Here is a 16,074-nt window from a genome sequence, read left to right as displayed (position 1 = left end):
CGACGACATGAAACAGCAGCCGCGGCTGACCTGAGGACGTGTGCTTGAGGTCCCCTTGATGGCAGCCAGCATGCCCGCCGCCGTCGTTACGCCCTGACTGTCCTTGCTGTCCGCGTTGAAGTCGCAGTGGCTCAAACTATAGGAGCATCGAAAGGCGTCGATGCTCGCCTGCCGTCCACGAAGTGTTGCGGACGAGTTCACCTATCGGAAATGGAATAATGTAAAGGGAAGCGACATCCGAACCGCGCAAAAGCGAGATGAATTGCTTTCCAGACTGCAAGACTTTGGGCATTCGAACCCGAACCTCTGCCGCCGTAACGTTCATAGCTTGTCGGAAGCACACGATCTCGAACCGATCACAGCAATCAACGAGGCTTTGAAAGAGGCGATCAAGGCCGTCCCAGAAACATTTTCTGCTGTCACCTGGAGCGCCGAGCGATTTGCAGCTCGCGCTCTTGCGTGAAGCCGTATCAATCAGGTTCGATCGAAAGCCGACCTACATTTCTTTCGTTCTTAATCTGTGAGACAGTGTCGGAGGTTTGGTTCGAGCCGCCGCGAATACGTTCCGTTCGATGGAAGAATGCCAAAGTAGTCACATGCCAAAGTAGCCACACCTCTTGCGTGCCGGAGCACGCTTCTTTTTGCTGTTCATGAACGCCTGAAGATCCCTTAAGCGTATTTCAAGGTCAGGTCGAAACGAACTTGGACGCGCTGGACCGTCGGGCGCATCTCCTCAGCCGTACCGCAGCGCGTCCCTCATCTCTTCTGAGGGTAACGATGTGCTGCCTGCCGTCGCGAATTCTTTCCGCCGCTGAGCCATAGCCGGTTCGGTCATTTGCGCGCGCTAGGTGACTTCAAGATGATCGACAGGTGCGATCAGTTCGCGATCGAGCCGATGCCTGCGAAACCTGCATCTTGGGCCGAAATCTGTGTCCTCAGCTCCTACCGATCGGTCGCTCGCCGTCGCCAACGATGCTGCCTCACAGCAGTCAGCGCGCATCGAATGGAGCCAGATCTCCTTGAATGATCTTCGAGGTCGGCAGCAGCGACATTCAAATCGCGTTTTGCCGAGTATAGATGTTTAAATCACTTGGCCAAGTCGCCGGCATCTGACGAATGCTCCGCTTCGATGCTCCCGATTTACGAGCCGCGGGATCTCGGCCGCTCTGCCTATTTCCTCTTACCGGCTTATCCCAATTCCCTATGGACTCTTGGGAATTACTCTCGAAATCGGCGAGTGAGATGCCGTATAGTCGCGCGATACGCGTAAAGGGGGCTTTTCCGGTGCACGACAATTCGATGGAAAGAGCCAGATGGCTCCGCGATTTGCGGCGCTTTCTGCCTCTGCGCAGCCAATTCGTGCTCTCGGGCAATACCCGCGACCTTCAGATGCACGAAATCGTTCCGGGCGAGGTGACCGCAGCGCCCCTATCTCGGGTCTTGCCGGACGTCTTGAAGGCAGCTGGTTACGCCCAGATCGCATGGTTCGATGTTCTGAACGGGTTTAGGGATATCGAGCCGGGGGACGGAAGCTGCCTCACGCGATTGGGTCTGATGCCGACGGGTGGCGCTGCGGCAGGCGGGATCGACCTTCTGTCGACGACGCTTGAGCGGCACGTCACCGCTGAAGGACAACCCTCGGCCCTGATCGTCGACTTTGCCTCCAGACTGGTCGCCCGAAACGACGCCTTATCACCGGCCGAGCACCAGCTTTTCTCCCGGGCGCTGATCCTCTCTCATGCGGCGCGCGCGCGTCCGGCGGGCGACAAGCGCCTGCCCTTCTTCAATACGGTGGTCTGGATCGTCGACAAGGAGGGCGATCTGCCCGACTGGTTCCTGATCGGAAACCCAAAGATCAGACACATCCCTATCGGACGACCGGATCATCTTGCGAGAAAAAGCATGATCCGCTCTCTTGTCCGCGGTCTTCCGGGTGCGCAGGACGCGGAACAATCGGAATTAGAGAAGTGCACTCAAGCATTCGTGGACGAGACGGAAGGCCTTCTGTTACTGGACGTGAGCGCGGTCGCGCAGCTCGCCCGCAGCGAAGGCGTCCAGTTCGATTGGATCGGCGATGCCGTCCGGCGCTTCAAAGTGGGCGTGACCGAGGATCCATGGCGCAAGATCAGCCGCGATAAGATCAGCTCGGGCGAAGAATTCGTCGGGCGACGCGTCAAGGGACAGTCTCACGCAGTCACGCATATGCTTGATATCGTCAAGCGCGCGGTGACCGGGATCGGCCAATCGCCGCGGGGCGGCCGACCAAGAGGCGTAGTCTTCCTTGCTGGGCCCACCGGCGTCGGCAAGACGGAACTGGCGAAAACGATCACGAGCCTGCTGTTCGGCGATGAATCTGCATATATCCGCTTCGATATGTCGGAGTTTAGCGCCGAGCACTCCGATCAGCGGCTGATCGGCGCACCGCCCGGCTATATCGGATATGACGTCGGAGGCGAGCTCACGAACGCGATCCGTGAAAAGCCCTTCAGCGTCGTCCTGTTCGACGAGATCGAGAAGGCTCATCCGAGGATTCTCGACAAATTCCTTCAGGTCCTCGATGACGGCGTCCTCACCTCCGCACGAGGCGATCGCGTCTATTTCTCAGAAGCCTTCATTGTCTTCACGTCCAATCTAGGCATCTACGTACCGGGACCGTCCGGCGAGAGAATTGCCAACGTCACGCCCGAAGAGACTTTCGATGCCGTGCGCAGCAAGGTCCGAGGCGAGATTGAAAGGCACTTCAAACAGGTCCTCAACCGGCCCGAGATATTGAACCGCATCGGAGAGAACGTCATTGTTTTCGACTTCATCCGTCCCGAGGTCGCAAACGAGATATTCGATCAGATGGTCGACAATTTGCTTAAGGACGTCAATTCGCTGGGCTATGACGTGACTTTGAGTGGCGCTGCCCGTGAGCCTCTTCGCGGCCTGTGCCTGGCTGATCTTTCGAACGGCGGCCGAGGCATCCGCAACCAGGTGGAATCTCACCTCATCAACCCGCTCTCGCGGGCTCTATTCGATAACGGAGCAGGAGCCGGACGCAGATACAGGATCGAAAGCGTCCGCCCTGGTCCATCGACGACGATCGAGCTCGTAAGCGAGCCGTCCCCATGAAAAGAATGGTCAATCTGTCGCGCATCCATTTCCCGGTCACGACCTTGGGGCCCGGCCAACGGATCGGGATCTGGTTTCAAGGCTGTTCGATCCGCTGCCCAGGGTGCATCTCCATGGACACTTGGGTGCACGGACGCGGAACGACGGCCGTAGATGAGGTCGTCGAGGCGGTTTCCCCATGGCTTTCGATGGCCGACGGCATCACGATTTCGGGTGGAGAGCCTTTCGACCAGCGCGAGGCCTTGTTCGATCTCTTGGCGGGCCTGCGAACTCGAACGGACGCCGATATCCTGGTCTTTACCGGGTATTCTTGGGCCACGATCTGCGATGCGCTCGCGGCTTCACCATCGCTCATCGACGCGATCGTTTCCGGACCGTTCAATATCGAAGAGGCGCAGACCATGGCGCTTCGTGGCAGCGACAATCAGGAACTCCATCTATTGACGCCCTTGGGCCGCGCTCGGCTCGAGAGCTTCGACCGCCCCATCGGCGAAAAAGATCGCGCGCTCGACGTGATGTTCGACGATAACGGAGACGTCTGGCTTGCGGGCATTCCCGCGCGCGGCGACTTCCGGCGCCTGCAACATATTCTCGAAGGCAGCGGATCGACGCTTGGAATTTCGGAAGATACCCGTTTCCCCTCTCTTTAGAATTTAATGATGATCAGACTTTGTCCGAACTGCACCACCGAACGTCCCGTCACCGAGATCTTCTGCGAAGGCACGTTGAATGGCCAAACCTGCGGCTGGGACCTCTCGACGGTCGATATCACGCCGCGTAGTGCGACGAGACCGAAGCCGAATCCACCTGTAAATCCCTCTGCGAGCATTCCGATCTGCCGAAACGGTCATCAGGGCTCTCCCGGCGACCTGATCTGCAGCGTCTGCGGCGAGCCGATCATCGAAAGGCAAGAAGCGCCCTCACCGGCGGAACCCATGCCAGGGCCGGAACTCGCGCCCGAGGGCGAAACGATCGTGGACGGCTGGCGCCTGCAGGATCGGATCGCCTCATCCAGCGCAGTCCGCGAACGCTTCGTCGCCACGCGCGACTCGGACGGTCAACGGGGAATACTCACGCTTTACGCTATAGGCGCGGAGCCGGATCAAGCGATCTATGATTTGCTCTTAAAGCTCCCTCGAGATCACGTCCCGGAATTCTTCGCCACCGGTCGCTGGCAAGAGCGCGCCTATGAGGTCGCGGAGGAATTTAGGGGCGGCACGCTGACGGATCTCGCCGTCGATCCCGCGGATCCGGCTGCCGTAGCGAAGCTGGTCGGCGAGCTAGCGCAGGCCGTTCACGCCCTCACTGAAGCTGGATTGCGACACAGGGATCTCCGCCCTTCCGTCATCTTCGTGCGTTCAAGGGACCCGCTTGACCTCGTCATCAGTGGCTTCGGATCGGCACGGCTCTCCGAATTCGACCTCGATATCGTGTCTCCGCTCGAAACCACCCGCTATATGGCGCCCGAGGCGATAGCCGGCGGCGTCGCGCCGGCTTCTGACTGGTGGAGCATGGGGATGATCTTGCTGGAAAAGATCACCCAAGGCGCGTGTTTCGAAGGTATCAACGAGCAGGCCTTTCTGATCCACGTTTTGACCAACGGCGTACACCTGCCCGAAAGTCTGGATGAGCGGATCAACACCTTGCTTCGCGGCTTGTTGGCCCGTGACAGGCGCCAGCGCTGGCAGTGGAAGGAAATTCAGGCGTGGCTGCGCGGAGAGACCATCTCAGCTCCAGCGGCCGACCGAGCGGGCGACACAGAAGGCCACGCCTCGATTTCGCTGGGTGGCAAGCAATATCGATCTGCAAACACGTTCGCATTGGCAGCGGCTGAAGCTGCGAACTGGGACCAAGCCAAGGCCCTCGTCCTCAGAGGCGCGGTTGCAAGTTGGGCTGCCGAAGCCGGCTTCGAAGCGGCGATAGCGGCGGGCCTTCGGCAAATCCTGCGCACCGAAGATCTTCAGGAGGATTTGAAGCTTTCCATCTCTCTTAAGACGCTCAACCCGTCGATGCCTCTGATCGTCAGAGGTAATATCGTCACGCCGGGTTGGCTGCTCGATCACCCGGGCGACGGCTACAGTCTCATCACCGGCCCGGCACCCGATCTGCTCCGGAAGATTGATCCGGACGATTGGCTCTGGCGCCTGAAGGTCCGCTCCGACATGGTTCGAAAGCGGTTGGACCAGCTGGAAATCGCGGTCGACGAAGATGCTCTGCGCGTCCACCTTCTGTCGACCTCTATGGCCCGCCTGGCCGCGCTGTGGGAAGAACGGCGAAAGCTTTTCCCCGACACCGATCACGCCGGCGTGGCCGCGCTCACTGAGCGCCGCATTTCGGCGGAAGAAGATCTCCTCATCCTGCTCAGCGCGACCTCGAACCAGTTCCGCTCGGTTGCCGAGGTCATCGAAGAAGCCGAAAAGGAAGCGTCGGCGGCCGGTCTTAGCGACTTTTCCGCCGAGGAAACGACGACCCTCCTTGGCCGGCCACGTCGCGAGATCTATCAGGCGATCGACGAGCGCATACAGAACTTTGCCAGATGCGGCATCAAGGAAGTCGACGAGTGGGCGGACCAGTTCCGCCTGGACAGACGGATGCCTCTTGGGCGCGCGCTCGCCCTTCTCTGTGTGCCCTCCGAGATGTGGAAGCCGCTTCCAAAGCAAGGCTACGTCTCGACGATCTTGGACTTTTTCGCCAAGCGGATTTCGGGCGGAGTATTGCGCGGGCCGCTGACGCGCATGCTGATTGGCAAATCGGCCAGGATCGACCTCACCGAACTCAATACGTCCAGGGTGCCGGCGAGCGAGATTCTCGATCAGCTGCTTGGCCGCACGAACCGGACCGTGAACCTCGATCCAGCGGCTTTTGCCGATGATGACGGCCTTGAGCGACGATTGCGCTCGTTGCACTCCCACGCGCTGCTCTACAAGCGCGATACCGGCATCGATGGCCTGTATCTGGGATTTCCATTCCTGATCATGCGCGATCATCGGCCGAACGCGAGACCGCGGATTGCGCCGGTGCTGCTGTGGCCGGTGCACGTCAGTCCCGAGGTCGGAAATCGCGGTCATGTCACGTTGGGATACGGACGTGAGAGAAACCCAGACACGGAGATCGAGCACGTTCTCGTCAATCCGGCTCTCGAAGGAATGGTTGGCATCCCGGAGGCGAGACGTTGGCAAGAAGCGGCCAACGAGTTTCTTACCCATGCAAGCTTGTCCGTCCAGGCGGTGATGGACGCCTTCAGCCGATTGGCCCAGCCAGTCGGCAACGAATTGACGGCGCTTCCGGGCAAGGACGTCGAGGTCGCAGCGCAGGAACGTCAACTGGTACCTGCAGCCGTGCTCTTCCATCTGGCTTTCATGGGCCAGGCCGTCATGAAGGATCTCGAGACGCTCCGGGGCCTACCTCCGACAGCGACAGCGCTCGAGGCTGCGCTCCGTTTGAACGAACAGCAGGAGGCGCCTCTTGCATCGCCGCAAGTGAAGGAGGTCGACCGATACTTCACGGCCGACAGCGATCCTTCGCAGGAGGCCGCCGTCTTGGAAGCGCGTCAGGCCCCGGGACTTGTCATCGAAGGACCTCCCGGAACTGGCAAGAGCCAAACCATCGTCAATATGGTCGCAGACGCTATAGGCACGGGAAAATCACTCCTTGTGATCTGTCAGAAGCAAGCCGCTCTCGAAGTCGTGCGCAAGCGTTTGGACAAGGAGCGCCTGAGCGATCGCTTCGTCATGATCACCGACGCCAATCGCGACCGGGAGGCGATCGTGGGTGCAGTCCGTTCGCAGGTCCAGGCGTTGCACAATCTGCTTCCCGGAGTGTCTGCGGCCTGGAAGCGAGAGCGCGAGCGCCTCGCGGCGCGCATCGAGACACTCGAGATGGAGCTGGACCGCCGCCAAATCGCGCTCCATTCCATCGATGATCGGACCGGATTGTCCTATCGAGCGCTGCTCGGCGAACTGCTCGCGATCGAAGAAGGCAGAGCGAAGCCGATCGAGGCTCCTGAACTCCGGCCTTTGCTGTCGGATCTACATCCCGCAGACGTGGCAACGATCGAGGAGAATTGCGGTCCGCTCGCGAAGTTCTGGCTGTCATCGAAATTCGAAGACAATCCCCTGTCCGCCCTCAAGCCGTTCAATCCCGACCGAGGAACCGCGGCTGCACTCGCCTCGCTTCTGCAAGCATTTTTGCAAGCGGACGCCCGGCGCGAACAGGCCGATGCTGAGACGTCGAACTGCCTGACAATATCGGATGCGGCGGAATTTAGGTCCTGGCTTGTCGAAGCGGGCGAGCTCCGTTCGATCAGCGATTCGGTGTGCGCAAATCTCGCTCGATTGCGGCCGCTGTTTCGCAAGGTCGAGGATGGGGCATCGGAAGCTGCGCGTATTCTCGAGGGCCTATCGGCGATTAAGGAAATCTTCTCATCGCTCAATGGCCCAGCCTACAAGCCGAACTTTTGCTCCAAGCTGATCGCCTTGAATGAGGATGAGCTGCGCTCCGCTGGAGAGCTCGCGGGCCAGGTTCGCCTGCCGGCAAGTGCCCTACAATGGATCAACCCGCTACATTGGCTGCGAACGCGTCGTGTACGCCAGTTTCTTGCGTCGCTGCAACTCCCGCAGGATAACGACGCTATCAGCTCACTGTATTATGCGGTCGAGCTCGAATTGGCCATGCGCCAGCCGAGGCGCGAACTCGAGCACTATTTCACGACCCTGTTCGGGCGAGCCCCCAATCTGGATCTGTCGCCTGGTAAGCTCGCCGATTTCGCCGAGCGCCTTGGCTCGTTCCTCGAGGGTCTGGGGGGCCACAATTCGCTCATCGATCGGTGCCCGAGCCGGCTTGAGCTCGATAAGGCGCTCTCGGCCGGAAACACCGAAGAGCTCGGATCGTTCTTTGAGCGGGCTGATCTCGCGCTCAAAAGGCATGACATAAGAGAGCAGAGCCGCGCCGCTTTGGACCGGCTTAGGACATATTTCGACGAACTGTGGCTCGGATCGAGACGCTCGGCGATCGAGAATGGTCGCTCCAATACGAATGCCATTGACCAGATCGTGCAGGCTCTGCCGATGCTAAGCAGTTACCAGGAATATCGACTTCGATCTTCGCGGCTTGGTGACAAGGAGCGTGCCATCTTCGCAACACTCAGGTCCACGGAGTCCGAGCTGTCGAAACTGGCTTCCGAAGATCTCGACGGCTGCGTTCGCGCCACCATACGCCGCGAGGCGCATTTGGCATGGAAGGCCGGTATGGAGGGTGCGAGTCCTGACGTGTTGTTCGATGGCGATGAGGTCGAAGCCAAGGTCAAATCGCTTGCGGAAGCCGACGCGCAGATCCGGCAATACAACAGGGACCTTCTCGTCCAAGGTATCGACGCCAGCAAAGTGCGTGCGACGGTCGAGTGGGATGCGATCACCAAGCTGCGCGGCCCGCGAGCACTAAGATTGCGCGAATTCATCGATCGCGCCGCTCCGCTCGGTCTGTTCGCGCTCCGCCCCGTCTGGCTCATGACACCCGATGTCGCCAGCCGCGTGCTGCAACCTCGCGCCGGATTGTTCGATACCGTCATCTTTGACGAGGCTTCGCAGATGCCCGTTGAATATGCCTTGCCCTCTTTATTCCGAAGCAGGCTTGTTGTCGTCAGCGGCGACGAAAAGCAGATGCCGCCGACCTCATTCTTTGCGAGCAAGGTCGAGAACGACGAAGCGGCGATATTCGACGGTGAAGAACCAGAAGAAGGAGCGAGCGAGGAGGAGCGCGAGGCCTTCGCAGAGACATGGAACCGCCGAGAGATCAAGGATTGTCCCGACCTCCTCCAACTCGCCCGCTCCGCACTCCGCACCCGTACTTTGCAGGTGCACTATCGTTCGAAGTATCGGGAACTGATTTCATTCTCGAACGCCTCATTCTACAGCAACGGTCTTAGCGTCCCCGTTCGCCATCCCGAAGAAACAATCCGTAGACTCAAACCAATCGAAGTGGTGCGCTCGGACGGCACTTACAAGGCCCAGACGAACCAAAAGGAAGCCAGCGATGTCGTGGCATACCTATCCGAGCTTTGGGAGGATTCATCGCCGCCGTCGGTCGGTGTCGTCACGTTCAACCGCAAGCAGGCCGACGCCATAGAAGATGCTCTGGAAGACCGCGCCGAAAACGATGCAGCATTCCGTGAGGCACTGATGCGCGAGCGCGAACGTATGGAGCATGGCGAGGATATGGGCTTTTTCGTTAAGAACGTGGAGAACGTACAAGGCGATGAGCGTGACATCATCGTTTTCTCTACGACCTTCGGCCGCAACGAGCACGGCGTCTTCCGCAAGAGCTTCGGCGCGCTCGGACACGCAGGCGGCGAGCGCCGCCTGAACGTCGCGGTGACGCGCGCAAGAGAAAAGGTGGTCATCGCCACATCGATGCCGACGGTTGAGATATCGGACCTGCTGACGAGACGGAGCGGTCCCAGGGTGCCGCGCGACTATCTGCAAGGCTACCTTGAATATGCCAGGACCGTCTCCGACGGCCTTGCAGACTCCGGCAAGACTCTGTTGGAGCGGATGGTCACCCAACAGCGTCCCCACAACGAAGCCGGACATCACGAGGACGACGGCTTCACCAGGTCCGTCGAAGCCTTCCTGGAGGCGAATGGCTACAAGGCCAGCCGGGCTCGCGATGGCGGCGCATTCAGCCTTGATTTCGCCGTAACCGATCCGCGGACCGGCCTCTACGCGATCGGCGTCGAATGCGACGCGCCGCGACATCGATTGCTTCAGAGAGCGCGTGCTCGTGAGATCTGGCGTCCGAAGGTATTAGGGAGGGCCGTCCCATACGTTCACAGAGTTTCGTCATATGCTTGGACTCATGCGGGAGACGCCGAACGCCTGCGGCTCAAGAACGCTGTAGAATACGCGCTCCGTGGGGGAGGATTACAATGAGCGGGCCCAAAGCATTCAGGATCGTTACCCGAGCCGAGATCATCGCCATCTGTCGTCGCAACCTGGCGCGGCTCGACGCCGCGGTCGAAAGCTGGACCTCCGCGGGTAGACGCAACGGGACGATTGAGCAGAACGATATCGAAAAGGTCATAGCCCGGCGAGACGAGCTTCGCCGCCTACTCGACGCCGATCGTTTCGTCGAACTACAGAAGCAGGTCGCAGCTGAGATCGGCTTCCTTCAGGTGGACTCCGAGCGCCGCGTCGAAAGAGCTGCTGAAATAGCGGCGCGCTCGAAGCGTGATTTGAGACGCTCGAGAGCGGCAGCCGAGGCGCTGCTGCAGAGGCTGCAGGCTCTGAAAGTCGAGATTCCCGCCGACATTCGAAGCGAGCTCAGTGGTTCGAGTGCATCTTCCGAGCGCCTGGAAGCGGCTATGGCAAGAGCGTTGTTGCTGCTGCCTTCTCAGGCGGCGCCGGATACCGCGACAGACCGCCAACGCGAGCTTGCCAGTCAGCTTGGCGCCGGCGAACGTCGTGATACGTTGCGAGAATGGATTTCTCGACAACCTGAGGAGATGGAGGATCCCGCTTTGGCGCGCGTCGATGCGGTCCTGGGCGAGTTGCGCGGCCTTGGCATCGATTCTTCCCCGTTCGCAGACCGTGTCGCGCTCCTGGAAGCAGAGCCGCCGACGAGAAGACCGCTTGTCGCGGATAGCCTTTTGCTGGACCTGGCAGCGGCCGTGAAGGATGGCCGCGCCCGTGCGAAACTAGCAGACGAGCTTCGTGCGCGACGCGCCGAACTTTCTGTGATGAAGTCACCGCAGGCGGCCTCGCTGCTGAGCGAAATCGACCAGACCCTCACCTCGCCAGCTAGCAGCAACGGGCAAGAACTCGTCAAGCGCGCAGACTTTCTCATCGAGGAAGAATTCAAGGCGATGGCCGCCGAGGAACGCAGGCGTGCGGTGCTCGAAGGTCTTGCCAGCCTGGGATACGAGGTATCGGAGGGAATGGCGACCGCCTGGGTCCAGAACGGCCAGATCGTCCTGCGTAAGGCGGCCAATGCTGGCTACGGGGTAGAACTGTTGGGCGGATCGAGATCTGATCTCCTCCAGGTCCGAGTCGTCGGTATCGGCAGTTCGGCCGAAGTTCACGATGAGAATCGTGACCGCGACATGGAAACGATCTGGTGCGGCGAGTTCGATCGACTGAGGACGTTGGTCGCGAAAGCCGGCGGGAACGTTGCGATGGAATTCGCAAGGCCGGCCGGTCAATTCCCCCTGAAGATCGTCTCTGATCCGGGTGCAAGCCACGAAGCGGCTGATGCCGAAAGATTATATCGAGCACGACCACTCAACCGTCACAATTAAGAATCTGTAAGAAACCAGCCGCAGCCTAAAGGAAATAATCTTGTAGATACCGGCGACGATCACACGGCCCGAAGTATCTCTTTCGCGCGGTCGAGAGCTTCTGCGGCAACTCCTTGATAGCTATCCCTTATAATTAGACTTTCTATTGCGTCGCGCACAAATTCGGGATTTGGCTTATCGATCTGAACGACGGTTTCGATCACGTTCGGTCGACATGCGCGGATCAGGGCAGCGGAATGACCATCGCTTGCGGCAGCGATATCGAAGATATCATGCTGCCAACGGATAATGCTCACCGGAATAGCAGGAAAAGGCTTTTTGCAGAAGCAGCAAGCTCCGCATCGCTGATGCCGAACTGATGTGCGAACTCTTTTCCGCATGGACGGCTCAACTTTCCGCCGAAGAAAGCTGCCATGTGTCCGGGCACAGTCTTAGCGGCAGCCGGAAAGACAAGAAACGATCGCCTGCGCGTCCAGCTGTTTGCTGTGAGGCGCATTGATAGTGGGCAGAACGATAGCCGCGGTCTTCATATGTGATCCTTACACCCCCGAGAGCGGACGTCGGGAATCCACCGGCCGGGGTGTAATGCCGAATCCAACGGAGCCCTGACATCCACAAGAGCAATTGCCCATCAACAACAAGAGCATTAATTGAGGTCAATTCGAGTCCAACTATATGCATCCAAGAATCGTTGACCCCAATCGTCAGGGTTCGCGCTGTTCTGCTTGGCTTTCAAGCTTTTGAATGGCCTCACGCCGAAACAATGGCGGCAGCGAAATTGGCTGCGGTCACTCAAACCGAAATGGTGTTTCGCAGGGTGGCTGAACTCAAGCAACACATGCCATCGACAGAGCGCACGGGATCGTCACGTTAACGCTCAAATTCCTCGGTCGAGCGCGTTTTTCGACGAATTTCACCAGCGTCGTTGTGCGAGGTAGAGGCCATCTTAAATCGATGAAGCTGGCGCGTACCTTGGAAGACATTTGGAAGCCATCATCGGGACCGGGCGACGCAGTTTGCGGCGACGAGCGCGGTATACGGGGAACACGGCTGGCGGGGCGTCTTGTGCCAGCGCGCCACACTTGGCGGATCGAGGCTGGTTGCAACAATGCACGCAGACCTGACGTCAAACAGCAGATCAGTTTTCAGGTGATGCCGCGTGACTGCTGGCGGCGCGCAGCTGTAGCTTGCACTTCACTCGCTTCGGCGCCCGCTCCTGGCGATCCACGCCGCCTACCGTGTCGGTAACCCTCGCAACTCTTTCCGGGAGCAATGGGATCTGTGTTGATCGCCGCGCGCCGCACGTTTGCATTGGTCAATTTCGAGCGCTGCCGCGGCATCGCTGGCGGCGGCGATCCCTTGCGTTCGCTCGCGCGCCTCACGGGACTACGACTGCGTCTGCCCGCATACCAATTACAGAATACCAATTGCGAATATCAACTTTTGATTGATACAATTACACTCAACCACCGACAAATGAGGAAATTATGTCAAGGGTTGCTGCCTACCACACGGATTCGCTCGAATATCCGCCATCTCATCGCAACGTCTATCACGACCACGACAACTGCCCGGCCGGAAAACAGATCAAGCAATGGCACCGCAAAGCCGGTCAAGGTAATAGGCCGCGTTGCGATGATTGCAAGAAGCTCGGCTAAGTCGCGAATTTTCCACGCAGCACAGACTATGGATCAATGCCGAGCCAAAGGATCGGTAGGTAGATGATTCTGCGCGGCGGCGCATGTCGCCGCGCCTTTCTACCGCATGACTGTCGAAGGCGACCATAGCAAATCATCCCGTACACCCTGTACGCCTCCGCCTGCAGCAGCAGCAACGACACGTCTACGGACCAAGTCACCGCGCCACATAATATCAGTCCGCCACTCGAGCGCCAGAAAACTCGCCGTCAACGCGCACGAAATCACCTCGATCACAATTTTGCATCGGATCGCGCCACTCGCCGACACATGTGCTAACGTACAGCGTAGCGACAGATGGCGATGACACCCGCTTTGTCAAACGCCATCCGGAACTGCCCCCGTCATGGAGAACCACCCGCATTCTCGGGCTCATGATGTTGGTTGCAGATTTGCTCCGCCGCGAACGTGATAGAGAGTGGCGGAGCCGAACAGACTGCGTCAGCAGCGGGCACCTCGATGAGGCCGCTCTTTTGGTTGGTGCGGAGCCGGTAGCTGCCGCTGCGGATGGTCAGCACGTAGTTGTGGTGCAAGAGCCGGTCGAGGTGACCTTGCCCCCAAGTTTTATCCAGTCCTGAGTTCGTCCCGGCTGTTGGATTTGCCCGGTTGGGCGGTGGTAGCGACGGAGCTGGCGCGGGGCCCTCGACACAGCGCAGCGCCAGATCCCGGCGCGGGATGGCAGGTGATAGCGAACTCGGATGGCGTCTGCCATCCGATCCGCGAGTGTGGCCGTGCATCGTTGTAATCGGCGCGCCAGCATCTGAGCGCGACGCGGGCCTGGGCCAGCGAGGTAAATAGCGTCTCTTCAACAGTTCATCCCGCAGCCGGCCTTTGAAGCTCTCAATAAAGGCATTCTGCATGGGCTAGAAGTCAGGTGACGTTATGCTCCAAGGAGGAGTTGGTTTCAGGAGCGACGGCCAGCATCCGCTCGGGACTAAAATGGGAGGATCTCTTCGCTAAAGTCTGATCGATGGCTTCCCAAGCGGCCCTTGAGATCACGAACATCACCGGGCCGTGAGCTCGCTCGGTTTGCGAACTGATCGCGCCTCTCAAAATCCGATCGCGCCGTGTGGTTCAGGCATTGCGGATTTCAGCTGGCACCTCATTGGCACTTACCTCATGGCAGTTACCGTACGTGCAATCTGAACGAAGGGAGCATTCCAGCCACGACCCATCAGCCTGCCTTAGCCATTTGAGCGGCGGCTTATTACAACGCGCAACTCGGTCAGCGATAGCGTTCGTCGCTGGATCATCCGACAGAGTTGCGAACAGAACATTCGCGCCAGCCTTCGTTCCGCCCTTCGCAGGGCGCCTTTTCGTCTTCTTGGTCATCATTGTCCTCCACTCAAACAACCTTTAGAGAATCTATTGCCCCAGGGCGCTCTTGAAGCCGGTCGTAATGCCGCTGGTCAGCTGCGAAGCAATATGCGTACTTTCGCCGATTGGGATGAGGAAGTTTCCGCTCTGCGTTTTGTCGAGCGGCGCGAAGGTAACCACGAGGTCATGCTTGCGATTGCGCAAGGCGGACAGCAAGTTGCCACTTTGATTGAATGTTGCTCTCACGAGCTTCCATGCAGGAGTAATGCTTCCGCTAGTATCGATTTCGAAAGTTACTTGATGCGAAAGCACATTTTGCTTCGCGACGCTTGTGATTTGCCCTGTCGCGACGCCGTTGACCATAGCGTCGAGCCATTCCGCCAGTTTCAAGTCGCTCTGAATCAGTAATGAGTCGGTCGGCGCCGCGGTGTCACGCTCACACCTTCCGTTTGGCCCAAGATAGAGCTCGCTTACTTTGTAATAGAAATTTACCTTATCCACGCGAGTTGCGTCTGCTGATCCATTGAATGATCCGCTCAACGTGAAGATTGACGAAGGTGGCGAGGGAGGAAACCAAACAGCCGTCGGATTAGCCGTGGACTTCTCTTCAAGCTGGATAGTGAGGGCCACTTGAGCTCCCCACTTACGCAAGAATAGAGCATCGGACGAACCGGCTCTTGCATTGATAACTCTGGTAACTGCATCCTCAAGTTCGCAATGAACGCTTCGAACGATTGCCTGCACCAAAGCATTGTTGGAGGCGTATGATCCACCATTAGGAAAATCGCGAATTTCTGGGACGCGCAACCCACATCCTGCAAGCGCACAACCAGCGACAAGTGCGATCAAATTGATTCCCGGCCTCAACATGCCAAATCCCCGGGTTCAAAAATTAGCTGCGCAGGTTTCTAGAGGAGCGAGGGTCCCTCCGGTCAACCTGACCAAAATTGGTTGTTATCGAACGCCATTCGACCTGAGAGTGCAACTCGCAAAAGTAAACCTTCACGATTTGGTGCAACCCCTGTTGCGTGCCCGACACAGCACCGCGCGTTGCGCACAAAGCGGATGTTGAAACAATCAGTGCGCCTAGGATCGAATGGCTACTCGCGGATTCGTTGATGGTCGCAAGCGCTTGTCGGGGAACTGCATCACGGACGCTCGGCGACAGCCGTTTCTTGCTTTTCGAACCCATTATGTCCGCCCTTGCACTTGCCTAACTTCCCACCGCTTCAGAGCGGCGTTTGTGAAGGCGGCACTCGATACCTTGCTGCATCCCTCGACAGTGGCGCGGCAAAAGCAGTCCGTTGTGGCAGGTTCCGAGCGTGAAGTCGGCGAGTTTATCGCGCAAGTGCACCCCTTCTCCACAAGAGCGAATGGCAGGCTGCGCGTCTTTTGAAGGTCGCTCTGTACAGCGATGAAACGGCTCCGACATGTTGAAGACGCAATCGAAAAGCGGAAAGAGCTGAGTTGGTACGCTGCGTACGCAACTTTTTCTTTAGCTGCAGGCTGAATTGAACTACTTGAAGCCAGCACGCGTAGACCTCTTCGCATCACCCTCATTTCGTGAATCGGGATCATCTTTTATCCAAATCGCAAATATGTTTAGCGAGAGCCGCCAAGAGATTGGCGGTGCTTTAACCGCTATGCTCTCACTAC

At 58.7% G+C, this 16,074-nt stretch carries 7 protein-coding genes and 1 pseudogene; 5 read left to right on the top strand and 3 right to left on the bottom strand.

Annotated features, from left to right (window positions below; translation table 11 throughout):
* The first annotated feature begins 160 nt into the window (after positions 1 to 160).
* The 5 genes from XI02_RS11065 (at position 161) to XI02_RS11045 (ending at position 11,404) form a co-directional block, all read left to right on the top strand.
* Positions 161 to 463: a hypothetical protein gene (locus XI02_RS11065; protein WP_172648470.1), complete on the top strand. Its 303-nt coding sequence runs from the start codon at positions 161 to 163 to the stop codon at positions 461 to 463.
* 821 nt (positions 464 to 1,284) lie between these two features.
* Positions 1,285 to 3,114 (top strand): AAA family ATPase, encoded by a 1,830-nt coding sequence (locus XI02_RS11060; RefSeq protein ID WP_244980751.1) that lies wholly within the window; start codon positions 1,285 to 1,287, stop codon positions 3,112 to 3,114.
* The gene (locus tag XI02_RS11055) at positions 3,111 to 3,764 is read left to right on the top strand and encodes a 4Fe-4S single cluster domain-containing protein (protein WP_168857690.1); all 654 of its coding nucleotides are present in this window, start codon (positions 3,111 to 3,113) and stop codon (positions 3,762 to 3,764) included. Before XI02_RS11060 ends, XI02_RS11055 begins: the two co-directional genes overlap by 4 nt.
* A 9-nt stretch (positions 3,765 to 3,773) precedes the next feature.
* Positions 3,774 to 10,040, top strand: coding sequence for an AAA domain-containing protein (locus tag XI02_RS11050; protein WP_168857691.1), 6,267 nt, complete (start codon positions 3,774 to 3,776; stop codon positions 10,038 to 10,040).
* Positions 10,037 to 11,404, top strand: a complete 1,368-nt coding sequence (locus tag XI02_RS11045) for a hypothetical protein (protein ID WP_018270052.1) — start codon at positions 10,037 to 10,039, stop codon at positions 11,402 to 11,404. The genes XI02_RS11050 and XI02_RS11045 overlap by 4 nt, the downstream gene beginning before the upstream one ends.
* A 59-nt stretch (positions 11,405 to 11,463) precedes the next feature.
* Here the strand turns inward: XI02_RS11045 and XI02_RS11040 are convergent, their stop codons facing one another.
* The 3 genes and pseudogenes from XI02_RS11040 to XI02_RS11030 form a co-directional block, all read right to left on the bottom strand.
* The gene (locus XI02_RS11040) at positions 11,464 to 11,700 is read right to left on the bottom strand and encodes a hypothetical protein (RefSeq protein ID WP_155258909.1); all 237 of its coding nucleotides are present in this window, start codon (positions 11,698 to 11,700) and stop codon (positions 11,464 to 11,466) included.
* 1,965 nt (positions 11,701 to 13,665) lie between these two features.
* Positions 13,666 to 13,964 (bottom strand): annotated as a pseudogene (locus XI02_RS46305) (transposase); the annotation flags it as partial.
* Between the two features lie 502 nt (positions 13,965 to 14,466).
* Positions 14,467 to 15,267, bottom strand: coding sequence for a hypothetical protein (locus XI02_RS11030; RefSeq protein WP_233475652.1), 801 nt, complete (start codon positions 15,265 to 15,267; stop codon positions 14,467 to 14,469).
* Between the last annotated feature and the right edge of the window lie 807 nt (positions 15,268 to 16,074).

Origin of the sequence: Bradyrhizobium sp. CCBAU 21365 (assembly GCF_015291305.1) — a bacterium.
Taxonomy (GTDB): domain Bacteria; phylum Pseudomonadota; class Alphaproteobacteria; order Rhizobiales; family Xanthobacteraceae; genus Bradyrhizobium; species Bradyrhizobium elkanii.
This window is presented reverse-complemented; position numbering and strand designations above follow the sequence as displayed.

Coding starts and splice junctions, on each gene's coding strand:
- XI02_RS11045 (WP_018270052.1), top strand. CDS start 10,037: ATGAGCGGGCCCAAAGCATTCAGGATCGTTACCCGAGCCGAGATCATC.
- XI02_RS11055 (WP_168857690.1), top strand. CDS start 3,111: ATGAAAAGAATGGTCAATCTGTCGCGCATCCATTTCCCGGTCACGACC.
- XI02_RS11065 (WP_172648470.1), top strand. CDS start 161: ATGCTCGCCTGCCGTCCACGAAGTGTTGCGGACGAGTTCACCTATCGG.
- XI02_RS11050 (WP_168857691.1), top strand. CDS start 3,774: ATGATCAGACTTTGTCCGAACTGCACCACCGAACGTCCCGTCACCGAG.